Origin of the sequence: Streptomyces sp. NPDC100445 (genome assembly GCF_044759735.1) — a bacterium.
Taxonomy (GTDB): domain Bacteria; phylum Actinomycetota; class Actinomycetes; order Streptomycetales; family Streptomycetaceae; genus Streptomyces.
Window position 1 is genome coordinate 113,901 of the sequence record NZ_JBIVZV010000005.1, and the last position, 21,785, is coordinate 135,685.

The 21,785-nt window shown below is 73.0% G+C and carries 21 protein-coding genes and 1 tRNA gene; 12 read left to right on the forward strand and 10 right to left on the reverse strand.

Annotated elements, in window-relative coordinates; genetic code table 11:
- Positions 1–59: 59 nt before the first annotated feature.
- Positions 60–1,733: a DoxX family membrane protein gene (locus ACIQVT_RS14635; RefSeq protein WP_403752066.1), complete on the forward strand. Its 1,674-nt coding sequence runs from the start codon at positions 60–62 to the stop codon at positions 1,731–1,733.
- A 102-nt stretch (positions 1,734–1,835) separates the two neighbouring features.
- On the opposite strand, the gene ACIQVT_RS14640 is transcribed toward ACIQVT_RS14635, so the two are convergent.
- The 3 genes from ACIQVT_RS14640 to ACIQVT_RS14650 all read right to left on the reverse strand — a co-directional run bounded on the left by ACIQVT_RS14640 (position 1,836) and on the right by ACIQVT_RS14650 (position 4,428).
- Entirely contained in the window at positions 1,836–2,567 is a 732-nt protein-coding gene (locus ACIQVT_RS14640) for an NDP-sugar synthase (protein ID WP_403752069.1), read from the reverse strand.
- Between the two features lie 83 nt (positions 2,568–2,650).
- Entirely contained in the window at positions 2,651–3,115 is a 465-nt protein-coding gene (locus ACIQVT_RS14645; RefSeq protein ID WP_403752072.1) for a hypothetical protein, read from the reverse strand.
- A 176-nt stretch (positions 3,116–3,291) separates the two neighbouring features.
- Positions 3,292–4,428 (reverse strand): ABC transporter ATP-binding protein, encoded by a 1,137-nt coding sequence (locus ACIQVT_RS14650; RefSeq protein WP_403752075.1) that lies wholly within the window; start codon positions 4,426–4,428, stop codon positions 3,292–3,294.
- A 220-nt stretch (positions 4,429–4,648) separates the two neighbouring features.
- Here ACIQVT_RS14650 and ACIQVT_RS14655 point away from each other — a divergent pair.
- From ACIQVT_RS14655 to ACIQVT_RS14670, 4 genes are all read left to right on the forward strand, one after another.
- Positions 4,649–4,726: transfer RNA gene (locus ACIQVT_RS14655), tRNA-Thr, on the forward strand.
- A gap of 119 nt (positions 4,727–4,845) precedes the next feature.
- Positions 4,846–5,499, forward strand: a complete 654-nt coding sequence (locus ACIQVT_RS14660) for a rhomboid-like protein (RefSeq protein WP_403752078.1) — start codon at positions 4,846–4,848, stop codon at positions 5,497–5,499.
- A 10-nt stretch (positions 5,500–5,509) separates the two neighbouring features.
- Entirely contained in the window at positions 5,510–6,916 is a 1,407-nt protein-coding gene (locus ACIQVT_RS14665) for an NAD(P)/FAD-dependent oxidoreductase (RefSeq protein WP_403752081.1), read from the forward strand.
- A gap of 32 nt (positions 6,917–6,948) precedes the next feature.
- Positions 6,949–7,431 (forward strand): GNAT family N-acetyltransferase, encoded by a 483-nt coding sequence (locus ACIQVT_RS14670; RefSeq protein WP_403752084.1) that lies wholly within the window; start codon positions 6,949–6,951, stop codon positions 7,429–7,431.
- A gap of 22 nt (positions 7,432–7,453) precedes the next feature.
- On the opposite strand, the gene ACIQVT_RS14675 is transcribed toward ACIQVT_RS14670, so the two are convergent.
- On the reverse strand, positions 7,454–8,971 hold the full coding sequence (locus ACIQVT_RS14675; protein ID WP_403752087.1) for an MFS transporter: 1,518 nt from the start codon (positions 8,969–8,971) through the stop codon (positions 7,454–7,456).
- Positions 8,972–9,054: 83 nt separating this feature from the next.
- On the opposite strand from ACIQVT_RS14675, the gene ACIQVT_RS14680 reads away from it, so the two are divergent.
- Positions 9,055–9,747: a pentapeptide repeat-containing protein gene (locus ACIQVT_RS14680; protein WP_403752090.1), complete on the forward strand. Its 693-nt coding sequence runs from the start codon at positions 9,055–9,057 to the stop codon at positions 9,745–9,747.
- 1 nt (position 9,748) lies between these two features.
- Here ACIQVT_RS14680 and ACIQVT_RS14685 read toward each other — a convergent pair whose 3' ends face one another.
- Positions 9,749–10,249, reverse strand: a complete 501-nt coding sequence (locus ACIQVT_RS14685) for a hypothetical protein (RefSeq protein WP_403752093.1) — start codon at positions 10,247–10,249, stop codon at positions 9,749–9,751.
- A 100-nt stretch (positions 10,250–10,349) separates the two neighbouring features.
- Between ACIQVT_RS14685 and ACIQVT_RS14690 the strand changes: the two genes are divergently transcribed.
- Positions 10,350–11,741 carry a M1 family metallopeptidase gene (locus tag ACIQVT_RS14690; protein WP_403752095.1) on the forward strand — a complete coding sequence of 464 codons (1,392 nt, stop codon included), beginning with the start codon at positions 10,350–10,352 and terminating at the stop codon, positions 11,739–11,741.
- An 87-nt stretch (positions 11,742–11,828) separates the two neighbouring features.
- Here the strand turns inward: ACIQVT_RS14690 and ACIQVT_RS14695 are convergent, their stop codons facing one another.
- Positions 11,829–12,404: a TerD family protein gene (locus ACIQVT_RS14695; RefSeq protein ID WP_403752098.1), complete on the reverse strand. Its 576-nt coding sequence runs from the start codon at positions 12,402–12,404 to the stop codon at positions 11,829–11,831.
- Between the two features lie 164 nt (positions 12,405–12,568).
- Here ACIQVT_RS14695 and arfB point away from each other — a divergent pair, with 164 nt between their 5' ends.
- A complete protein-coding gene (gene arfB / locus ACIQVT_RS14700; protein WP_403752101.1) occupies positions 12,569–13,006 on the forward strand; it encodes an alternative ribosome rescue aminoacyl-tRNA hydrolase ArfB in 438 nt (145 codons plus the stop codon).
- 169 nt (positions 13,007–13,175) lie between these two features.
- Here arfB and ACIQVT_RS14705 read toward each other — a convergent pair whose 3' ends face one another.
- Complete coding sequence (locus ACIQVT_RS14705; RefSeq protein ID WP_403752104.1) at positions 13,176–13,694, reverse strand: flavin reductase family protein; 519 nt, start codon at positions 13,692–13,694, stop codon at positions 13,176–13,178.
- A gap of 449 nt (positions 13,695–14,143) precedes the next feature.
- Here ACIQVT_RS14705 and cdgB point away from each other — a divergent pair, with 449 nt between their 5' ends.
- Entirely contained in the window at positions 14,144–15,799 is a 1,656-nt protein-coding gene (gene cdgB / locus ACIQVT_RS14710; RefSeq protein WP_403752107.1) for a diguanylate cyclase CdgB, read from the forward strand.
- A 119-nt stretch (positions 15,800–15,918) separates the two neighbouring features.
- Complete coding sequence (locus ACIQVT_RS14715) at positions 15,919–16,851, forward strand: carbohydrate-binding protein (protein WP_403752110.1); 933 nt, start codon at positions 15,919–15,921, stop codon at positions 16,849–16,851.
- 28 nt (positions 16,852–16,879) lie between these two features.
- Here the strand turns inward: ACIQVT_RS14715 and ACIQVT_RS14720 are convergent, their stop codons facing one another.
- The 3 genes from ACIQVT_RS14720 to ACIQVT_RS14730 form a co-directional block, all read right to left on the reverse strand.
- The gene (locus tag ACIQVT_RS14720) at positions 16,880–17,809 is read right to left on the reverse strand and encodes a 1-phosphofructokinase family hexose kinase (RefSeq protein WP_403752113.1); all 930 of its coding nucleotides are present in this window, start codon (positions 17,807–17,809) and stop codon (positions 16,880–16,882) included.
- Between the two features lie 122 nt (positions 17,810–17,931).
- Entirely contained in the window at positions 17,932–19,059 is a 1,128-nt protein-coding gene (nagA, locus tag ACIQVT_RS14725; RefSeq protein WP_403752974.1) for an N-acetylglucosamine-6-phosphate deacetylase, read from the reverse strand.
- 110 nt (positions 19,060–19,169) lie between these two features.
- Complete coding sequence (locus tag ACIQVT_RS14730; RefSeq protein ID WP_403752977.1) at positions 19,170–20,117, reverse strand: ROK family protein; 948 nt, start codon at positions 20,115–20,117, stop codon at positions 19,170–19,172.
- Positions 20,118–20,259: 142 nt separating this feature from the next.
- On the opposite strand from ACIQVT_RS14730, the gene ACIQVT_RS14735 reads away from it, so the two are divergent.
- Together ACIQVT_RS14735 and ACIQVT_RS14740 are read left to right on the forward strand one after the other, a co-directional pair.
- Complete coding sequence (locus ACIQVT_RS14735) at positions 20,260–21,504, forward strand: extracellular solute-binding protein (RefSeq protein WP_403752116.1); 1,245 nt, start codon at positions 20,260–20,262, stop codon at positions 21,502–21,504.
- Between the two features lie 35 nt (positions 21,505–21,539).
- Positions 21,540–21,764: a DUF3263 domain-containing protein gene (locus ACIQVT_RS14740; RefSeq protein WP_361987279.1), complete on the forward strand. Its 225-nt coding sequence runs from the start codon at positions 21,540–21,542 to the stop codon at positions 21,762–21,764.
- The last annotated feature ends 21 nt before the right edge of the window (positions 21,765–21,785 follow it).

Consider the following 21,785-nt stretch of genomic DNA (forward strand, 5'->3'; position numbering starts at 1 on the left):
GGGGTCCGGACACATCCGGGCGGTCAAGGCAGTGTCCTAACGCGACATCACTCGGTTAGATGAGTGTGGACACCAGAACACCCCGCACACCCACGGGGGACCGCTCGTCGGGCTTCGACGACGTTCCCGCGCTGAGCATGGTGAAGGTGCCGAGCGATCCGGCGCAGGTCATCGTCGCTCACGCCAGCTTCCGCGTGCAGCTGGGCGCGTCGGCGAAACGCAGCCGGTCCCCGCGGATCGCCCGGCATCTGAGCGCCGGTCAGGACGCGTCCCGGATGCCCGTCGTGGGCACGGCGGGCCGCCGCCGCCCCGTCGTGTGGAGCGGCCGGTCCGCGCCCGACGACACCGGCGCCCACCGCCTCCTCCAGGCCGTGCGGGGCAGCAGCGTCCGCCACACCGAGGAGTCCGCGGCCGGCGCCACCCGGGTCATCCCGCGCGTCCAGACCGGGTACGCCGACACGTACGACACCCTGGACCAGACCGTCGAGACGCCCGTCGTCGGCCACCAGCGCACCGCCGCCGAGGCCGACGGCACCCGCCTCCTGCCGCACATGCGCACCGTGACCGGTGCCTACGACGAGCAGACCCACCCCGACACCGGCCACGACCCGTACGACCCGTACGACGGGTACCCGGCGGACACCGGCACCGGCACGGACGCCGACACCCCGCGCCCGGGCAAGCGTCACGGCGACGACCCGGCCCGGCACGCCTACTACCCGGGCCGCCGACTCAACCTCGGCGTCGTCCTGCTCCCGCTGCGCATCTTCCTCGGCTTCATCTCGCTCTACGCCGGCATGGGCAAGCTCTGCGACCCCGTCTACTTCGACGGCGGCAAGCGCGGCTCCATGGTCACCTGGCTCAACACCCTGCACCCCTGGGCCGTCGCCGAACCCCTGCGCCAGGCGGCCCTGCACCACCCCGTCGGCTCCGGCCTGGTCATCGCCTTCCTCCAGGTCGTCGTCGGTGTCCTGACCGTCCTGGGCTGCTGGCAGCGCGTGGCCGCCGTCGTCGGCGCCCTGCTCTCCGCCGCCCTGCTCGTCACGGTCAGCTGGAAGACGGTCCCCGCCTACGACGCGCCGGACATCATCTACCTCGCCGCCTGGTCCCCGCTGATCATCGCCGGCGCGCCCGTCTACTCCGTCGACGGCCGCCTCGCGGGCAGCGCCTGGCGCCGGCTCGGCCCCCGCGCCGACATCTGGGAGCTGCGCCGTTACGTCCTGCGGCGCGGCGCCGTCCTCACGGCCGTCAGCATCGGCCTCACCCTCCTCGTCGGCTCCCTGCTCGGCGGCGCGGTCCGCGACTCCAGCCGCGTGGTCGTCCCCGGCCCCGGAGAGGCCCCCCGCAACCAGCTCCCCGGCTCCCCGCTCCCGCAGGAGCCCGGCGAACGGCACCGCAAGGCCCCGACGGCCTCCGCCACGCCCACCGGCGGCGCCACGGCCGGCGCGGTCCCCTCGGGAACGGCCACACCCCCCGGGGCGAGCGGCCGCGGCACCGGCGCCACCACCACGACGCCCAGCCAGACGCAGGGCACCACCGGCCAGGTCGCACCCCGCCGCGTCCCGCCCACGGGCGGCGGCGCCCCCAGCACGACGGTGGGCCCGACCAGCACCGGCGGGACGGGCGGCACCACCTCGACCGGCGGCACCACCTCCACCGGCGGCACGACCGGCTCGGGCGGCAGCACGACGTCGGGCGGCAAGCCGGGCCTGGTGGGCGGCCTGCTGGGCTGACGCACGACGACACGCGAAGGGCCCCGTACCGAGGACGGTACGGGGCCCTTCGCCATGCGGTCGGCCGGTTGCGGTGCTTCGGTGGTGCCGTCCGGACCCGGCTCAGCGTCCCAGCGCCGCGAGCTCCTTGGCGGCCTCGGTCAGGTCCTTGGCGGTGTCGATCGCCCGCCAGTAGGCGCCGTGCGGGATCGTGAACCCGGCGAGCCGCTTCTCCCGGGCCAGCCGGGGGAACGTCGTCCGCTCGTGGTCGCCGCGCTCGGGCAGCAGCGCGGAGAACTCGGGCGAGAAGACGTACACGCCCGCGTTGATCTCGAACGTCGACGGCGGGGCCTCGATGAAGTCGGTGATGTGCCCGAAGCCGTCGGTCTTCACGGCACCCCAGGGGATGCGCGGACGGGCCAGGGCCAGCGTGGCCACCGCGTCCCGCTCCGTGTGGAAGTCGGCCATGTCGCGCAGCGAGAACCGCGTCCAGATGTCGCCGTTGGTGGCGTACCAGGGCCGTTCGGGGTGGGGGAGGCGCGCGGCCGCGTAGCGCAGGCCGCCGCCGCGGCCGAGCGGCTCGCTCTCCACCACGGTGGTCACGGAGACCGGGAGGTCGGCCGAGTCCAGCCACTTCTCCAGGACGTCGGCGAGATGGCCGCACGAGACGACGACGTCCGTGACGCCTTCCTCGGCGAGCCAGGTGAGCTGATGGCCGATGATCGGCGTCCCCGTGCCGGGGATCTCGACCATCGGCTTGGGCCGGTCGTCGGTGTACGGGCGCAGCCGGGAGCCCTGGCCACCGGCCAGGACCACGGCTTGAGTGGGGCGCGACGCGGCGCTCGGATGGGTCATGACGGCACTGTACGTGGCGCCCCACCGCCGGGTGCGGGCGGCAACACGCTCGCGGGGAGTCGTTGCCCGGTGCCCGCCGGTACTCAGCTGTGCGCGGCCAGGACGCCGGAGGCGAAGGCCGTGTCGCAGACCGGGCGGGCGTACGACTGGGCACGTGAGGCGCCGTAGATGCCCACCGCGGCGCGGCCGAGGGCGCGGGCGATGGAGGAGCAGTGCCGGGCCAGCCTCGGATGGCCGTTGACGGCCTGCTGGAGGTGGGTGAGGACGACTCCGGGGTTCTTGTCCTGGAGTTCGGTCATCAGGTGGTCGCGGAGCACGTCCTGCGGCGCCCGGGCGGCGGCCTTCCGGACGGGGACCGCGGCCGTCGAGACGTCGGAGGCGGCCAGCACCGAACTGGAGGGGCTCCCCGTCCAGTTGACCCGGGTGACCGCGAGGGTCCCGGAGAGCACCAGGAAGACGGGCAGGACGAGGGCGAGTGTGCGGCCGATCCGGCGGGCAGGGCCGCCCCGGTGGCCGCGTCGCGTCTGTGGGGTGGTGGAGTGCTTCACGCGTGTGAGGGTAGCGGCAGGTAGCGACACGGCGACAATCCGTCACCCTTATGGGGGATGAGACGGCGCCGCTTTCGGGGTAACGGGTTGACGCCGCCCACCCGGGCGACCACCCCGCGGCACGGCAGGGGCCCCGCACGCGGTGCGCGCGGGGCCCCTGCCGAACGTGGTGGACGTCAGTCGGTCAGCCGCTCACCGGTGGAGGTGGAGAACACGTGGATCTCGCCCGGCCGCGGCACGACGTGCAGCGTGGCGCCCTTCTCCGGCACCTGGCGCCCGTTGACGCGGACCACCAGGTCCTTCACGTCGCCGCCGACCTCGGCGGAGCCGTAGACGTAGCCGTCGGCGCCCAGCTCCTCGACGACGTTCACGGAGACGGCCAGACCGGCCGGCGCGTCCGCGCTGTCCTTCGTCAGGGCCGTGGCGGCACCGCCGCCCAGCTCGACCACGTCGAAGTGCTCGGGACGGACGCCGACGGTCACCGTGCGGTCACCCTTGTCGGCGGCGGCCTTGAGCGCGTCCCGGTTGACGGGGACGACGCTGTTGCCGAACTTCACGCCGCCGTCGGTGATCGGCACCTCGACCAGGTTCATGGCGGGGGAGCCGATGAAGCCGGCGACGAAGAGGTTCGCAGGCTTGTCGTACATGTTGCGCGGCGAGTCGACCTGCTGGAGCAGACCGTCCTTGAGGACCGCCACGCGGTCGCCCATCGTCATGGCCTCGACCTGGTCGTGGGTGACGTACACGGTGGTGATGCCCAGGCGGCGCTGGAGCGAGGCGATCTGGGTGCGGGTGGAGACGCGGAGCTTGGCGTCCAGGTTGGACAGCGGCTCGTCCATGAGGAACACCTGCGGCTCACGCACGATGGCGCGGCCCATGGCGACACGCTGGCGCTGACCGCCGGAGAGCGCCTTCGGCTTGCGGTCCAGGTACTCGCTCAGGTCGAGGATCTTCGCGGCCTCCTCGACCTTCTGCCGGATCTCCGCCTTGTTGACGCCGGCGATCTTGAGCGCGAAGCCCATGTTGTCGGCGACGGTCATGTGCGGGTACAGCGCGTAGTTCTGGAACACCATGGCGATGTCCCGGTCCTTGGGCGGCAGGTGCGTGACGTCGCGGTCGCCGATGCGGATGGCGCCGCCGTTGACGTCCTCCAGGCCCGCGAGCATGCGCAGGGAGGTGGACTTCCCGCAGCCCGACGGGCCGACCAGGACGAGGAACTCGCCGTCCTCGATCGCGATCTCCAGCGAGTCGACGGCGGGCTTGGTGGAACCCGGGTAGATCCGGGTCGCCTTGTCGAACGTGACAGTGGCCATGGTGAATGGACCCCTTCTACCGGCAGGAACGTGCCGGACGATCCGTTGTAGGAAGGTGGTTGGTGTAGTCCACGTGAGTGAACCGGATCGAGACGGTACCTGGCGTTCACTCGCTCTGTCAGTACCCGGGCCCCTGTGAACTTCGGGAAAATTCCTCCCGGAGCCGCTGCGGGACCTGGGTACACTGCACTGGCACGGCGGCGCCACGCGCGCGCGTCAGGCCTCCTTAGCTCAGTCCGGCCAGAGCAACGCACTTGTAATGCGTAGGTCGTCGGTTCGAATCCGACAGGGGGCTCCACCGGCCCAGGCGGGGCCCCTCCCACCTGGGCCTTTTTCATGTCCGGCCGGGGGTGCGGCGGGGGAACGCCGGGGATGTCGATCACGGGCCGGGCGGCGCCGGCGTGGCTGAATCGGTGCATGCGATCTCGGCGGGCTGTGCGCGGGGTGCGGGCGTATGTCCGCAGTGCTCCCGGCACGTACGTGTGGCTGGCGGTCCTCTTCGTCACGACGGTCGTCCTGCACCACATGCCGCCGGACTTCGAGGACCGCTTCCTGCGGCACCGGTCGACCAACCTGCACGAGCTGTCGCGCAGCCCGGTGCGGGTGCTGGTGGTGAGCGCGCTGTGGATCGAGGGCGGCCGCTGGGTGCCGTACGCCTTCCTGTACACGGTGTTCCACGCGCCGGCCGAGCGGTGGCTGGGGACGGTGCGCTGGCTGGCGGTCTGCGTGCTCGCGCACGTCCTGGCCTCGCTGGTCAGCGAGGGGGTGCTGCTCAGGGCGATCCGGGAGGGCCTGGCCCCGCCGGCGGCGGTCGACACCCTCGACATCGGGGTCAGTTACGCGCTGGCAGGGGTGATCGCGGTGCTCGCGTACCGGATCGCGGTGCCCTGGCGGTACGGCTACCTGCTGGCCGTGCTGGCCGTGTTCGGGCTGCCGCTGGCGGCCGGTCCGACCTTCACCGACTTCGGCCATTTCGTGGCGGCGCTGATCGGGCTGGCCTGCTATCCGCTGGTCAGGGGCCGGGGAAAAGCATGGAATCCGAAGGAGACACCGGCCGGGCTCAAGGGTTAACGTCCCGGCCATGAGCAGCTCGGCGAGCAGTGTCGTGAACGGTGGCATCTCCTTCTGGTACGCGGACGACGGTCTTCCGGCGGTACGGGAGCCGCTGTCCCAGGACGCCTCCGCGGACGTCGTCATCGTGGGCGGCGGGTACACGGGCCTGTGGACGGCGTACTACCTGAAGAAGGCGGCGCCCTTCCTGCGGATCACCGTCCTGGAGCAGAAGTTCTGCGGCTACGGCGCCTCCGGCCGCAACGGCGGCTGGCTCTACAACGGCGTCGCGGGCCGCGACCGGTACGCGAAGCTGCACGGCCGGGAGGCCGCCGTGCGCCTCCAGCAGGCGATGAACCACACCGTGGCCGAGGTCGTCGCGGTGGCCGGGGCGGAGGGCATCGAGGCCGACGTGCACCGGGGCGGGGTGCTGGAGGTGGCGACCACCCCGGCCCAGCTGGCGCGGCTGCGGGCCCTCCACGAGCATGAGCTGGCGTTCGGCGAGACGGACCGGGAGCTGTACGGCGCCCGGGAGACGGCCGAGCGGATCCGGGTCGCGGACGCGGTCGGCTCGGCCTGGACGCCGCACGGGGCCCGGCTGCACCCGGTGAAGCTCGCCAAGGGGCTCGCCGCCGTGGTCGAGGGGCTCGGCGTGACCATCCACGAGTCGACACCGGTGACGGAGATCCGGCCCAAGCACGCCGTGACCCCGTACGGCACCGTCCGCGCCCCCTACGTGCTGCGCTGCACCGAGGGCTTCACGGCCTCCCTCAAGGGCCAGCGGCGGACCTGGCTCCCGATGAACTCGTCCATGATCGCCACCGAGCCGCTGGCGGAGGAGCAGTGGGCGGCGATCGGCTGGGACGGTCGGGAGACCCTCGGCGACATGGCCCACGCCTACATGTACGCCCAGCGCACCGCCGACGGCCGGATCGCGCTCGGCGGGCGCGGGGTGCCGTACCGCTTCGGGTCGCGCACCGACAACGACGGCCGCACCCAGGCGGCCACCGTCGAGGCCCTGCGGGAGATCCTCACCCGCTTCTTCCCCTCCCTCGCGGGCACGCGGGTGACGCACGCCTGGTCGGGGGTGCTGGGCGTGCCGCGCGACTGGTGCGCCACGGTCACCCTGGACCGCTCCACCGGGCTGGGCTGGGCGGGCGGCTACGTCGGCTCCGGTGTCGCCACCGCCAACCTGGCCGCCCGCACCCTGCGCGACCTGGTGCAGCGGGACTCCGGCCAGGGCGGCCGCACCGAGCTGACGGAGCTGCCCTGGGTGAACCACAAGGTCCGCAGGTGGGAACCGGAACCCTTCCGCTGGCTCGGTGTCCAGGGCATGTACGCCACCTACCGGGCCGCCGACCGGCGCGAACGCCTGCGCCCCGGCCTGGCCTCCTCCCGCCTGGCCAAGGTGGCGGACCGGGTGGCGGGACGGCACTGAGACCCGGGGGACCGGCCGGTTAACCTCCCCCCATGATTCGTGCCGCGACCCCCGCCGACGTCCCCGTCATCCACGCCCTCGTCCGTGAACTGGCCGAATACGAGAAGTCGCTGGCGGAGGTGCGGGCCGACGCGGAGCAGTTGCGCCAGGCGCTGTTCGGGGAGCGGCCGGCCGCCTTCGCGCACCTGGCCGTGGACGACGTCAGCGGCGAGCCGGTCGGGTTCGCGCTGTGGTTCCTGAACTTCTCCACGTGGCGCGGGGTGCACGGCATCTACCTGGAGGACCTGTACGTGCGTCCCTCCGCGCGCGGCGGAGGGCACGGCCGGGCGCTGCTGGCCGAGCTGGCGCGCATCTGCGTGGAGCGCGGTTACGAGCGGCTGGAGTGGGCGGTGCTGAACTGGAACCGGCCCGCGATCGGCTTCTACGAGGCGCTCGGCGCGCGCCCGCAGGACCAGTGGACGGTGTACCGGCTCACCGACGGGGCGCTGGCCGGGCTCGCCGGGTCCCGGGACTGAGCCGCGCCGCCGGCCGGGCCGGTCAGGGCACCGGCTCCGCCACCGGCGCGTCGGCCGGCGCCCCCCGCCCCGGCGCCTTCGCGGTCACCATGAGGGCGGCCACCAGGGCCGCCAGCAGCATCACCCCGGCCGCCCACCCGATGGCGACGGTGTAGCCGTGCACCACGCCCGCCGGGACGACGGTGGCCCGGTCCGCGGGGCCTCGCAGGTGCGCGGTGACGTAGGCGGCGCCGCTGGTGGTGGCGACGGTGTTGAGCAGCGCCGTGCCGATGGAGCCGCCGACCTGCTGCGAGGTGTTGACGGTCGCCGAGGTGACCCCGGCGTCGCGGGGCGCGACGCCCGCGGTGGCGGTGGCGAACACCGGCATGAAGGTCAGGCCCATGCCGAGGCCCAGCAGCAGCAGGGCGGGGAGGATCTCCCCGGTGTAGGTGGAGTGGACGGTCATCCGGGTCAGGAGCAGCAGGCCGGCGGCGGCCAGCAGCATGCCCGGCACCATCAGCAGGCGGGGCGCCACGCGGTGCAGCAGCCGGGCGGAGATCTGGGTGGACCCGGTGATGATGGCGGCGGTCAGCGGCAGGAAGGCCAGCCCCGCCCGGACGGGCGAGTAGGCGAGGACGTCCTGGAGGTAGTACGTCATGAACAGGAACAGCCCGAACATGCCGATCACCGCGAGCATCATGGTGAGGAAGCAGCCGGCGCGGTCGCGGTCCCGGACGATGTGCAGCGGCAGCAGCGGGCTGGGCGCCCGGGTCTGCCACCGGACGAACGCGACGAGCAGGAGGACGCCGACCGCGAACAGGGCGAGGACCAGCGGGTCGGTCCAGCCGCGCGGCTCGGCCTCGCTGAAGCCGTAGACGACCGCCACCAGTCCGCCGCACCCGAGGACGGCCCCGGGCACGTCGAGGCGGACGCCGGTGTGGCCGGGGTGGTCGTGGAGCAGGGCGAGGGCGCCGAGCACGGCGACGACCGCGATGGGGACGTTCACGTACAGGCACCAGCGCCAGTTCAGGTACTCCGTGAGCAGTCCGCCGACGATGAACCCGATCGCCGAGCCGCTGCCGGCGAGGGCGCCGTAGATGCCGAACGCCTTGCCGCGTTCGCGCGGGTCGGTGAAGGTCGTGGTCAGCAGGGACAGCGCGGAGGGGGCCAGGAGGGCGGCGAAGGCGCCCTGGAGCGCGCGGGCGCCGAAGAGCATGCCCGAGCTGGTGGCCGCGCCGCCGAGCGCGGAGGCGGCGGCGAAGCCGACGAGCCCGATGACGAAGCTTCGTTTGCGGCCGACGAGGTCGGCGATCCGGCCGCCGAGCAGGAGCAGCCCGCCGAAGGCGAGGGTGTAGGCGGTGATGACCCACTGCCGGTTGCCGTCGGACATGTGCAGGGCGTGCTGGGCGGAGGGCAGCGCGATGTTCACGATCGTCGCGTCGAGGACGACCATGAGCTGCGCGAGGGCGATGACGACCAGCCCCCACCAGCGGTGCGGATCGGCTCCGCCCGCCGGGGTGACCGGCGCCGTCGAGGGCTCGCCCGTTCGGCCGTCACTCATCTGGCCAGGACACCACGGTTCGGGACGTGCCGCATCCGGGTGGGGCGGGGACCGTTGTCGGTGGCGGGGTGCAGCATGGGGGGATGGTGAGACGAGCGACGGGTGGCGGACCGGCGGGGCGCGCCGGGGTACGGGGCGCGCGGCGGCCGGAGGTGCGGCTGCCGGCCCTGGAGCCGTGGGCCGGCCCCGAGCTGGCGCCCGACGGCGACTACGACGGGCTGGAGTTGCGGGAGCTGGACCTGTCCGGCCAGGACGGCATGGGCGCCCGGTTCATGGACTGCGCGCTGACGGGCTGCGCGGTGGACGGCACGGCGCTGGGCCGGGCCCGCGTGCTCGACTCGGTGCTGACCGGGCTGCGCGGTGTCGGCACGCAGCTCGCCGAGGCCACGTTCCGCGACGTGGAGCTGATCGATCCGCGCCTGGGCGGCACCCAGCTGCACGGCGCGGTCCTGGAGCGGGTGGTGATCCGGGGCGGCAAGATCGACTACCTGAACCTGCGGGAGGCCTGCCTGAAGGACGTCGTCTTCGAGTCCTGCGTCCTGGTCGAGCCGGACTTCGCGGGCGCCCGGCTGGAGCGGGTGGAGTTCCCCGGCTGCGCGCTGCGGGGCGCCGACTTCGGCGGGGCCACCCTCACCGACGTGGACCTGCGCGGTGCCGCCCCGCTGGACGTGGCCCGGGGCCTGGAGCGCCTTTCCGGGGCGGTCATCAGCCCCGGTCAGCTCCTGGACCTGGCCCCGGCGCTCGCGGCGGGGCTGGGGATCCGGGTGGAGGGCTGAGTCACGGCACCCGGGGGAAGCGGGCCTGGAGCGTCCAGACCGCCGGGTTCTCCGCCAGGTCCTCGTGGAGGTCGGTCAGGTCGGCGAGCAGGTCGTGCAGGAAGTCACGGGCCTCGCGCCGGAGTTCGGTGTGGGAGAAGGTCAGCGGGGACTCCTCGGCCGGCTGCCAGTCGGAGCTGATCTCCACCCAGCCGAAGCGGCGCTCGAACAGCAGTGCGTCGCTGGACTCGGTGAAGTCCAGTTCGGCCCGCTGCGGGCGGGCGGCGCGCGAGCCCATCGGGTCCCGGTCCAGCCGCTCCACGATGTCGCACAGCGCCCACGCGAAGTCCAGGACCGGCACCCATCCCCAGGCCGTGGACAGCTCCCGGTCCGTCACGGTGTCCGCGAGGTACACGTCCCCGCAGAACAGGTCGTGCCGCAGCGCGTGGACGTCCGCACGGCGGTAGTCGGTCTGCGGCGGGTCCGGGAACCGGTTGGAGAGGGCGTATCCGATGTCGAGCACGAGAGGAGATGGTGTCACGGCGGCCGGGCGGGCCCCGCCCCCGGTGCGCCCGGGAACCGGGCCGGTCCCGTCCGGACGGCGGACGCCTAGGATCAGTGACATGTCCAGATCCGCGCGCCTTGTCCCGGCCGCCGCCGCCCTCCTGCTCCTCGCCGTCACCGGCACCGCGTGCGACGGCGGGGCACAGGACACCGCGGGCGGACCCGGCCTGCACGACCCGTACTTCCCCAAGGCGGGCAACGGCGGCTACGACGTCGGCCACTACGCCCTCACGCTGGACTACACCCCGGCCGGCCGCCGTCTCACCGGCACGGCGGTCATCACGGCCCGCGCCACCCAGGACCTGTCCGCGTTCGACCTGGACCTGGCCGGGCTGCGCGTCGACTCGGTCACCGTCGAGGGCCGGGCCGCCCGCTGGAGCCGCCGCGGCCAGGAGCTCACCGTCCGCCCGCACGCCGGTCTCAGCGACGGCGAGACCTTCCGCACCACCGTGCGCTACTCGGGCACCCCGCGCACCCTCACCGACCCCGACGGCTCCCGGGAGGGCTGGCTGCCGACCGCCGACGGCGCCCTCGCCCTCGGCGAACCGGTCGGCTCCATGGCGTGGTTCCCGGGCAACCACCACCCGTCCGACAAGGCGACGTACGACATCACCGTCACCGTGCCGAGCGGTCTCCAGGCGGTCTCCAACGGCGAGCTGACGGAGCGCAGGACCAAGGGCGGCCGTACGGCCTACCACTGGCACACCGCCCAGCCCATGGCGAGCTACCTCGCCACCGTCGCCGTCGGCCACTACGACATCGCGCGCAGCACGGGGCCGCACGGCCTGCCGATCCTCACCGCGGTCGACCCCACGCAGGCCGGCGCGAGCGCCAAGGCGCTTTCCGCGATCCGTGGCGTCATCAAGTGGGAGGAGACCAACTTCGGGCCGTACCCCTTCTCCTCCACCGGCGTGATCATCGACCGGCCGGACGACGCCGGATACGCCCTGGAGACCCAGACGCGCCCCGTCTTCCCCGGTGCCCCCGACACCTCCACCCTCGTGCACGAACTCGCCCACCAGTGGTACGGCGACTCGGTCACCCCGGCGTCCTGGCGGGACATGTGGCTCAACGAGGGCTTCGCCACCTACGCGGAGTGGCTCTACAAGGAGGACCACGGCGGCCCCAGCACCCGGGAGACGTTCCGGCGGTTCTACGACGGGGACCACGAGGAGATCTGGGCCTTCCCGCCGGCGAGGCCGTCCAGCGCCGCGCACATCTCCGACAGCCCCGTCTACCAGCGCGGCGCGATGGTCCTGGAGAAGATCCGCCGCACGACCGGCGACGACACCTTCTACGACATCGTGCAGGGCTGGGCCGCCGCGCACCGCCACGGCACCGCCAGCACCGCCCAGTTCACCGCGTATGTGGAGAAGAAGGCCCCGGACAAGGACTTCCACGAGATCTGGAAGGACTGGCTGTACGGCGACGGCAGACCGCGCCACGCCTGACCCGCGCGGGAGCGGCGGCGGGCGCCCGGGGCGGGCACCCGCCGGTCCCACGTCCCGGCCTGCCGGCGGGGACGCGGTGAGCACGGATCAGACGTTGACGCCGAAGTCCTGGGCGATGCCGACCAGACCCGAGGCGTAACCCTGGCCCACCGCGCGGAACTTCCACTCCGCGCCGTTGCGGTACAGCTCGCCGAAGACCATCGCCGTCTCGGTCGCCGCGTCCTCCGACAGGTCGTAGCGCGCGATCTCGGCGCCGCCGGCCTGGTTGACGATGCGGATGTAGGCGTTGCGGACCTGGCCGAAGTTCTGGCCGCGGTTCTCGGCGTCGTAGATGGAGACCGGGAAGACGATCTTGTCGATGTCGGCCGGGAGCGCGGCCAGGTTGACGTTGATCGCCTCGTCGTCGCCGGCGCCCTCACCGGTGCGGTTGTCACCGGTGTGGACGATGGAGCTGTCCGGGGTCTGCTTGTTGTTGAAGAAGACGAAGTGGGCGTCCGAGTAGACCTTGCCCTCCGCGTTGACCGCGATCGCCGAGGCGTCCAGGTCGAAGTCCGTGCCGGTGGTGGTGCGGACGTCCCAGCCGAGGCCCACGGTGACGGCGGTCAGGCCCGGAGCCTCCTTGGTCAGCGAGACGTTGCCACCCTTGGAGAGGCTTACAGCCATGTTGGGAGTCCCTTCCTAGATACCCGTGCATACGTGCACATCTGTGCCGACGAAGCTACCGTCACCCCGGACAACGTCGAGGGGGGTCCCGGTGGTTCCGGATGCCTTTACCTTTTTTACCGAACCGGAAATCCAGGTGACGTGCACCCCTCCGGACCGGGAACATGGCATACATGTCCGGGCCCTACCTCATCCGCGGCTCGGTCTCGCTCCCCGAGGCCGAGCTGACGTGGCGTTTCTCCAGGTCCTCCGGGCCCGGCGGACAGCACGTCAACACCAGCGACTCGCAGGTGGAGCTGCGCTTCGACCTCGCCGCCACCGAGGCGCTCCCGCCGGTGTGGAAGGAGCGGGCGCTCCAGCGGCTCGCCGGCCGCCTCGTCGACGGGGTGCTGTCGGTACGGGCCTCCGAGCACCGCTCCCAGTGGCGCAACCGCGAGGCCGCCGCCGTACGCCTGGCCGCGCTCCTCGCGGAGGCCACCGCCCCGCCGCCCAAGCCCCGCCGGCCGACGCGCATCCCGCGCGGCATCAACGAGCGCCGGCTGCGGGAGAAGAAGCAGCGCGCCCAGACCAAACGCGGACGCACGGGCCGCGACTGGGGCTGACCGGCATTCCCGTGACAGGGGCGGAGCGGATACCGGCGGCGGCCGCGGAGTTTTTCCGTGCCACTTCTCAGGGGTGGGCCGTCGCACCGGCACCGCGGGCATTCCCTTTTCCCCGGGCCGCGGGCCGTCGAATTCGGTAACGGCGGCGGGGCGGCGGAGAATACCGGGTTCAGTCCAGTTGCCGGTATCCGCCGCGGAAGTACAGCAGCGGACCGCCTTCCGCGGGCGGCATCCGCGCGGTGAGCACCCGGCCGACGACCAGGGTGTGGTCCCCGGCCGCCACCCGCTGCTCGGTACGGCACTCCAGGGTGGCCAGCGCGCCGCCGGCCAGCGGGGCACCGGTGGCCTCGCCGCGGACGTGGGGGATGTCCGCGAAGAGCAGCCGGTCGCTGATGCGGCCCTTCATGGCGAAGCGGCTCGCGATGTGCCGCTGGCTCTCGGCGAGGACGGACACGCCCCACAGCGGCTGCTCGGCGAGCAGGTCGTCCATGCGGGAGCCCTCGCGCAGGCCGACCAGGACCAGCGGCGGGTCGAGGGAGACCGACATGAAGGCGGTCGCGGTCATGCCGACGTCCTCCGCGCCCGGCGCGCCGGGGTCGTCGGGGTCGAGCGGCGGTTCCTGCGCGGTGACCAGCACCACGCCCGCGGCCAGCCGGGACATCGCGGCCCGGAACTCGTCGTTGCTCACCCCCTCAGCATGCCCGGGAGGCAGGGGGGTGATGGGGGAGGGGATCTTCAGCACGCCGGAAACGCTAGTGTCCGCGCCGCCCCGCGCGCATCGGCCCTCCGCCCGAGCCGGGTCCTAGGACCAGCGGCGCAGCGGCGCGCGCACCGGCCGTGCATGCCGCGTACACGGCGCGTGCACGAATCGTGCATCATGGGTGCACGGCCGTGCACTCCCTGTACTGAAATGGCGAGGGAGAAACGCAGAAACTCCACTCAATTGTTCACGTTCTGCTGTGACTTGAGTCACAGGAGACGGTAATTGTTGACACTGTGTACCGAGTGGGCAGCGCGCTGTGATTCAGTGGCGGGGAGCCGTAACGAGTACACGTCGAAGTCAACGCGAGAGCCACCGTAAGGAAGCGCCGAAGACAAACCCTTGATTCGCCGCGAGGTCTCGGGGGGAGGGCGAGCATGGAGACCGAGTCGGAGCCGTACGTCCGCCTTGCGTCCCTGCGACAGCTGCACCAGGTCATGGCCGACATGAACACGGCACGCAGCCTGGCGGACACGTTGCAGACCGTCGCGGACGGTGTCGTGGGCGCCCTGGGATACGAGATGGCGGCCGTCAACCTCGTACGCCCCGACGGCGACCTGGTCGTCGCCGCCTTCTCCGGGAACTCCGCCGCCGAGGCGCTGATCACCGGCCGGGCCGGCTCCCGCGACTCCTGGGACCGGCGGCTGGCAATGGGCGAACGCTGGGGCGACCTCGTCTTCATACCGCACACCGAGGGCTGGGTCCTCGACGACGACGACGTCCCTCAGTGGTACACCGACGGGCCCGCGCCGCGCTTCGAGGACGAGTGGCATCCCTCCGACCGGCTCTTCGCGCCCATGTACACCCCGGGCGTGCAGGGCGAGGCCTCCGGCGAACTGCTCGGGGTCATATCCGTCGACCGTCCGCGCAACGGCCGCCGCCCCGGCGCCTGGGGCCGCGAGGCGCTCCAGATGTACGCCTTCCAGGCCGCCATCGCGATCAGCAACGCGCGCCTGCGGGCCAACATGCAGCGCGCCCTGGTCCGCCTGGAGCGCGAGCAGCAGGCCCTGCGCGCCAGCGAGGAGTCCTTCCGGCAGGCCTTCGAGTACGCCCCCTCGGGCATGGCCATCGCCGAGATGGGCGGCGACCAGCACGGCCGCATCCTGCGCACCAACGACGCCCTGTGCCGGCTGCTCGGCCGGCCCGCCTCCGCGATGCGGCGCTACTCCTTCGCCGACCTCGTCCACCCCGAGGACATCGGCACCCTGCTGCGCACCTCCGCCGAGGGCGGCCGGGCGGAGCTGCGGCTCGGCCGGCGCGACGGCACCTACGTGTGGGTGTCCCTGCGCAACAGCGTCGTCGCGGACGCCGCCGACGGCCCCCGCTTCCTGCTCAGCCACGTCGAGGACATAGAGGAACGCAAGCGCCGCGAGCTCCAGCTCGCCCACCGCGCCTCCCACGACTCGCTGACCGGCCTGCCCAACTCCGCCGAGCTGCGGTCGCGCCTGGCGTCCCGGCTCTGTCGGCGGCCGGCGCAGGCCGGCGCACTGGAATCCCTGGACGCGGCCTACGGCCACCCCGCGTTCGACGCCCCCGCCGGCCACGGCTTCGACTTCGCGCCGGGCACGGAGGCGTACGACGCCTACGACCACCATGTGCACACCGCCGCCCCCGAGGAGGGCCGCGACGACGGCACCAAGGGTCTCGCCGTCCTCTTCTGCGACCTCGACGGCTTCAAGTCGATCAACGACCGCTTCGGGCACAACGCGGGCGACGCCGTCCTCATCGAGGTGGCCCGGCGGCTGAGCAACGGCGTCCGCGACGGCGACACGGTCGCCCGGCTCGGCGGCGACGAGTTCGTCATCCTCGCCGACGGCCTCGGCCGGGCCGACGCCCAGGACCTCGCCGTACGGCTGCGCAACGAGATCATCCAGCCGATCCGCGCCGAGGGCCGGGCGGTCCGGGTGGGCGCCAGCTTCGGCATCGGCTGGGCGCACTGCGGGATGACGGCGGACGAGGTGCTGAAATCCGCTGACGAGCGGATGTACGTAGAGAAACGATCTCGTCCCAAACAGCATCGCCGCGCCGGGTGAGGCGCAGGTCAGCGAGTTGATGCGGTCCGGGTCACCCGTTCGGGCGAGTCAGAGCGGGTAGGCTCGCCATTCCACACCCCTACCGCATCCGCCCGCACCTGTTGAGGAGTACCCCAGGGATGACGCCCGGCGACAACGGCGCGAGCCCGCCCGAGGACGACGACCCGTTCGGCTACCTGTACGCAGACGGCCAGGCCCGGGGAGCCCAGCCGCCCTCGGGCGGCGGTTACGGCTATCCGAACTCGGTCAGCAGGGTCCGCGCGGTCGGCGAGCGCACCTACGGCCAGCCGCAGGCCGGGTACGGGCAGGGCGCCCCGCAGCAGGCTCCCCACGGTCAGCCGAGCGCGCACTACCAGGCTCCGGAGACGCTGCCCGGCGGCGCCCCGGTCGGCCGGTCCGCCGCGCCGCCCGCCTCCGGCCGCCGCGGCCCGAACACCAAGGGCCTGCTGATCGGCGCGGTCGCGGTGGTCGCCGCGGTCGTCATCGGCATCGGCATCGCGATGATCAACGGCCACACGGACGACAACAAGTCCACCGACCAGTCGGGCCCCGCCCCGACCCGGTCCCAGAGCACTTCCCCGAGCCCCTCGGGCAGCGGCACCCCGGCAGCCGGCGAACTGCCGAAGGTGGACGGCGCCGACAAGAGCCTCCAGCTGGCCGGCGGTGCCACCGGCGCCTCGGACGTCACCGGGGCGCGGTCCGCGGACGGCAGCTACGTGGGCGGGCTGAACCAGGTCGGCGCCTCGGTGACCTGGACGGTCAACGACATCCCCGAGGACGGCCCGTACACCCTCGTCGTCAACTACAGCGCCACCGGCGAGGACCAGTCGATGTCGGTCACCGTCAACGGCAAGCCGTTCGGCAGCAAGCTGGGCCTGAGGAACTGGCGCAGCGCCGCCGACGGGGCCTTCGACAAGGGCTGGACCAAGTCCTACGTCTGGCCGGATCTCCAGAAGGGCTCCAACACCATCGCCGTCTCCTGCCAGCCCGGTGACAAGTGCAACGTCCTGATCGACCGGATGTGGATCAAGAAGGGCCGGGTCAAGGGCTGAGCCGGTCGGCGGGGGTACGCCGCTCCGTTCAGGCCGCGCCGGACTCCCCCGTCACCGTCACCCGGTGCAGCAGGTCGGTGTAGAGGGCGGGGTCGTGGTCGCCGGCTGTCGGGGTGTGGACTGTTGCTGTGGCCAGGGCGACCGCTCGGGTCAGGCGGGTCGGCCAGTCGAGGTTCTCCACGAGGCCCGAGAGCAGGCCGGCCACCGCGGCGTCGCCCGCGCCGGTGGGGTTGCCGTGGACGCGGGTGGGCGGGGCGGCGCGCCAGCGGCCCTCGGGGGTGACGGCGAGCAGGCCGTCCGCGCCGAGGGAGGCCACGACCGCGCGGGCCCCTCGTCTGCGGGCGTCCTGGGTGGCGCGGGACGGCTCGTGGGAACCGGTGAGTTCCGCCAGTTCGTCGGCGTTGGGCTTGATGAGGTCCGGGCGCGCGGCGACCCCGCGGCGCAGCGGCTCGCCGCTCGTGTCCAGCAGGACGGGCACACCCGCGGCGCGCGCCGCCCGTACGAGCGTGGCGTACGCCCCCACCGGCACCCCCGGCGGCAGGCTGCCGCACAGCGCCACCGCCGCCGCGCCGGCCAGCAGTTCCTCGTAGCGGTCCAGGAAGGTGCCCCACTCGGCGGGGGCGATCTGCGGGCCCGGCTCGTTGAGCTGGGTGGTGTCCCCGGACCGCGCGTCGACGATCGCGACGGTGCGCCGGGTCGCCCCGGCGACCGGCACCAGCGCGTCCACCGGCCCGGGCGTGTCCGCGAGCCGTTCTCGCAGCACCCGCCCGGTGGCGCCGCCCGCGAACCCGGTGACCGTCACCTCGTGTCCGAGCGCGGCCAGGACCCGGGCCACGTTCACGCCCTTGCCGCCGGGCCGCTCGACGACCTCCGACACCCGGTGCGAGGTGTGCGGGCGCAGCGACGGCACGCGGTAGGTGAGGTCGAGTGCGGTGTTGAGTGTGACCGTGAGGATCACCCGGGCCGACCTCCCTCGAAGTGCCTGTGCCTGCCATCGGTTTCCGGGGTCACGATCATGCCAAAGAGACGGCTGCCGGCCCAGTGCGCGGGCGGTGACCGTCTCCCCGACGGCGGTACGGATCAGGGCAGTTGGGGAGCTACCACCCATTCGCCCCGGCGCATGACGCCCTTCACCCGGAAGTCGGCGTCCAGCAGGACCAGGTCGGCGTCCTTGCCGGGTTCCAGGGAGCCGATGCGGTCGGAGAGGCCGAGCAGCCGGGCCGGGTTGGCGGACAGGGCGGTGACGGCGTCCTCCACCGGCAGCCGGTCGACGGTGACCGCCCGCCGGAACGCGCGGTCCAGGGTGAGGGTGGAGCCGGCGATCGAGCCGCCGTGCACCAGCCGGGCCACGCCGTCGCTGACCTCGACCTCCATGGGGCCGAGCATGTAGCGGCCGTCGCCGATGCCGGCCGCGTCCATGGCGTCCGTGATGAACGCGACCCGGTCCGCGCCGGCGTGCCGGAAGGCCAGCTCCAGCGCGGCGGGGTGCAGGTGGGTGCCGTCGTTGATCAGCTCCACCGTGACCCGCTCGTCCTCCAGGAGGGCGGCGATGGGACCGGGGGAGCGGTGGTTCAGGCCGGGCATGGCGTTGAAGAGATGGGTGGCGACCGTGGCGCCCGCGTCGATGGCCTCGACCGTCTGCTCGTAGCTGGCGTCCGTGTGGCCGATCGCCGCGATGACCCCGTGCTCGGCGAGCAGCCGTACGGAGTCGACGCCGCCGGGCAGCTCGGCGGCGAGGGTGACCATCTTCGCCCGGCCGCGCGCCGCGTCGATCAGCTTGCGCACGTCCGCCGGGTCCGGGTCGAGCAGCAGTTCCTCGGCGTGCGCGCCCTTGCGGCAGGGGGAGATGAACGGACCCTCGAAGTGGATGCCGGCGATCTCGCCCTGTTCGGCCAGTTCGCTGAGCAGGCCGGCCTGGCGGGCGAGCAGGTCCATCTCGTCGGTGACCATGGAGGCGACGAGGGTCGTGGTGCCGTGCCGCCGGTGGGCGTCGACGGCGGTGAGGATCTCCTCGGCGCTGCCGGAGAACGCGGCACCGCCGCCGCCGTGGTTGTGGATGTCGACGAAACCGGGCACCAGCCAGTGGCCGCTGACGTCGACCACCCGGGCGCCGGCCGGGGCGGTCGCGGCGATGCGGGTGCCGTCCACGGCGAGCCGGCCGTCGCGCACGGTCCCGGTGGGGAGGACCACGTGCGCGCCGGTGAGCACCAGCGGGTCCGCCGTGGCGGTCCGTGCCCCGCGGCCGGGCCGCGGCTCCCCGCCGTCCCACGTCCCCGGCGGGGCGCTGTCCGGGGCCGGGGTCTCCCGCTCGGTTGCCATCAGGTGCTTACCTCCGGAGTCGTGGGGGCGGTGGTCGTCAGCAGATCCCGGGCGAGCAGGCCGGCGCCCAGGCAGCCGGCGCTGTCGCCGAGGGCGGCGGGGACGATGGTGGGCAGTTTCTGGAAGGTGACGCGTTGCCGGACGGCGTCCCGCAGTGCTGGGAACAACACTTCCCCCGCCTCGGCGAGCCCGCCACCGATGATCATGGTGCGGGGGTTCAGCAGGGTGAGCGCGGTGACCAGGCCGTCGGCGAGCGCGTCCACCGCCTCCTGCCAGATTCGGACGGCGTTCGGGTCACCGGACGCGACGGCCCGGGCGCAGTCCGCGGCGTCCGCGGCCGGGTCGCCGCTGGCGGCGGCCCACGCGGCGCTGACGGCGGAGGCGGAGGCGTACCGCTCCAGGCAGCCGTACTGGCCGCAGGGGCAGGCCACGCCCCCGGGGCGTACCCGGATGTGGCCGATCTCCCCGGCGAAGCCGTCCGCGCCGGCCTCCACCCGGCCGTCGATGCCGATGGCGCCGGCGATCCCGGTGCCGAGCGGCACGAACAGGAACCGGTCCGCGCCCCGGCCCGCGCCGATCCGGCCCTCCGCGAGTCCGCCGGTGCGCACGTCGTGGCCGAGGGCGACGGGCATCCCGAGCCGGTCGGCGAGCAGGGCCCGCAGGGGGACGTCCTTCCAGCCGAGGTTGGCGGAGTAGACGGCGGTGCCCCGCACCTCGTCGACGATGCCGGGAACGGCGATGCCGGCCGCCGCGGCCGGTTCGCCGAGCTGCTCGGCGCCGTGCGCGCGCAGCTCGGCGGCGAAGGCGAGGATGTCCTCGATCACCGCGTCGGGGCCGCGCTCGCGGCCGGTGGCGCGCCGGGCGCGGTGCAGCAGCGCGCCGTCGTCGCCGACGAGGGCGGCCTTCATTCCGGTACCGCCCACGTCGAGGGCGATGACATGTCTCACCACGGGCCCTAGTGTGACCCTCCCACCCAAGAAAGGTCTAGTCCACTCACGTGGTGTAGACCTTAACCGTCCACATATCGAACAGTCAGACGGCAGGGTTGGGGTCTTGAGGGTGCGTCGGCGTACGGCAGGAACGATCGCGGTGGTGTCCGCACTGGGCATGACGGCGGTTCTCGGCGGCTGCGGGAGCACGGGCTCCTCCGACGTGACACTCAGACTCGTCGCCGCCGACTACGGCGACTCCGCCGCCAACAGCTCCAAGAAGTACTGGGACGACCTGGCAAAGGAGTACGAGGCGCACCACTCCGGCGTGAAGGTCGAGGTCAGCGTCTACTCCTGGAACGACGTCGACCGCAAGGTCAAGGAGATGGTCGACGCCGGCCACGCCCCCGACCTCGCCCAGATCGGCGCCTACGCCGACTACGCCGCGGCCGGCAAGCTCTACCAGGTCTCCGACCTGCTCTCCATCCGCACCCAGGCCGACCTCCTCTCCCAGCTCTCCGACGCCGGCGAGTGGAAGCACACCCAGTACGGCATCCCGTTCGCCGCCTCCACCCGGGTGCTCTTCTACAACAAGACCCTCTTCGCCCAGGCCGGCATCACCCCGCCGACCACCTGGGACGAGCTGGCCGCCGACGCCCGCGCCCTGAAGGCCAAGGGCGTGAAGTACCCGTACGCGCTGCCGCTCGGCCCCGAGGAGGCCCAGGCCGAGACCATGCAGTGGCTGCTCAGCGGCGGCAGCGGTTACACCGACGACGTCGGCACCTACACCATCGACTCCGCCCAGAACATGCAGACCTTCGCCTGGCTCAAGGACGAACTGGTCTCCAAGGACCTGACCGGCCCCGTCGCCCCCGGCAAGCTCAACCGCGCCGCCGCCTTCGCCGCCTTCGCCGACGGCCAGGTCGGCATGCTCAACGGCCACCCCACCCTGATCCAGCAGGCCGCCCGCAAGGGCGTGAAGTTCGGCACGGTGCCGATGCCGGGCCGAACCGGCAAGGCGCGCGCCTCCATGGGCGTCGCCGACTGGATGATGGGCTTCCGGCAGAACGGCCACGCCGACCAGATCGGCGACTTCCTGGACTTCGTCTACAACCAGAAGAACGTCCTCGCCTTCTCCCGCACCTACGGGCTGCTGCCGGTCACCGGCTCCGCCTCCACCGCCATGAGCACCTCCGGCAAGGCCTCCGACAAGGTCCTGCGGCCCTTCCTGGACCAGCTGCCCACGTCGGAGCTGTACCCCGTCGGCAAGACCTCCTGGGCGTCGGTCAGCGCGGCCGTGAAGCAGGACATCGGGCAGGCCGTCGCCCCCGGCGGCAGTGCCTCCGGCGTCCTGACCCGCATCCAGTCCGCGGCCACGGCCGCCGACAGCGGCACCGCCGGCTAGCCGGGCTGTCCGTGCCCGGCGCTACCGTGGTCGCCATGGAACTCGGCAGCCGCGAGAAGGCCATCCTCGCGCTGGAGCGCCGGGCGTTCCCCGGCCCCGGCGCGAAGGAACGGGCGATCCGCGAGGAACTCGACCTGTCCCCCGTCCGGTACTACCAACTCCTCAACGCCCTGCTGGACGACGCCCGTGCCCTGGCCCACGATCCGGTCACCGTCAACCGGCTGCGCCGGATCCGGCGGACGCGGCGCGCCGAACGCTGAGGAGTGGACGGGCCTTCCGTG

Bases quoted from the DNA above. Each gene is read 5' to 3' on its own strand.
- ACIQVT_RS14635 (WP_403752066.1), top strand. From the start codon at position 60: ATGAGTGTGGACACCAGAACACCCCGCACACCCACGGGGGACCGCTCG.
- ACIQVT_RS14640 (WP_403752069.1), bottom strand. From the start codon at position 2,567: ATGACCCATCCGAGCGCCGCGTCGCGCCCCACTCAAGCCGTGGTCCTG.
- ACIQVT_RS14650 (WP_403752075.1), bottom strand. From the start codon at position 4,428: ATGGCCACTGTCACGTTCGACAAGGCGACCCGGATCTACCCGGGTTCC.
- ACIQVT_RS14660 (WP_403752078.1), top strand. From the start codon at position 4,846: ATGCGATCTCGGCGGGCTGTGCGCGGGGTGCGGGCGTATGTCCGCAGT.
- ACIQVT_RS14665 (WP_403752081.1), top strand. From the start codon at position 5,510: ATGAGCAGCTCGGCGAGCAGTGTCGTGAACGGTGGCATCTCCTTCTGG.
- ACIQVT_RS14670 (WP_403752084.1), top strand. From the start codon at position 6,949: ATGATTCGTGCCGCGACCCCCGCCGACGTCCCCGTCATCCACGCCCTC.
- ACIQVT_RS14675 (WP_403752087.1), bottom strand. From the start codon at position 8,971: ATGAGTGACGGCCGAACGGGCGAGCCCTCGACGGCGCCGGTCACCCCG.
- ACIQVT_RS14680 (WP_403752090.1), top strand. From the start codon at position 9,055: ATGGTGAGACGAGCGACGGGTGGCGGACCGGCGGGGCGCGCCGGGGTA.
- ACIQVT_RS14690 (WP_403752095.1), top strand. From the start codon at position 10,350: ATGTCCAGATCCGCGCGCCTTGTCCCGGCCGCCGCCGCCCTCCTGCTC.
- ACIQVT_RS14695 (WP_403752098.1), bottom strand. From the start codon at position 12,404: ATGGCTGTAAGCCTCTCCAAGGGTGGCAACGTCTCGCTGACCAAGGAG.
- arfB (WP_403752101.1), top strand. From the start codon at position 12,569: ATGGCATACATGTCCGGGCCCTACCTCATCCGCGGCTCGGTCTCGCTC.
- cdgB (WP_403752107.1), top strand. From the start codon at position 14,144: ATGGAGACCGAGTCGGAGCCGTACGTCCGCCTTGCGTCCCTGCGACAG.
- ACIQVT_RS14715 (WP_403752110.1), top strand. From the start codon at position 15,919: ATGACGCCCGGCGACAACGGCGCGAGCCCGCCCGAGGACGACGACCCG.
- ACIQVT_RS14740 (WP_361987279.1), top strand. From the start codon at position 21,540: ATGGAACTCGGCAGCCGCGAGAAGGCCATCCTCGCGCTGGAGCGCCGG.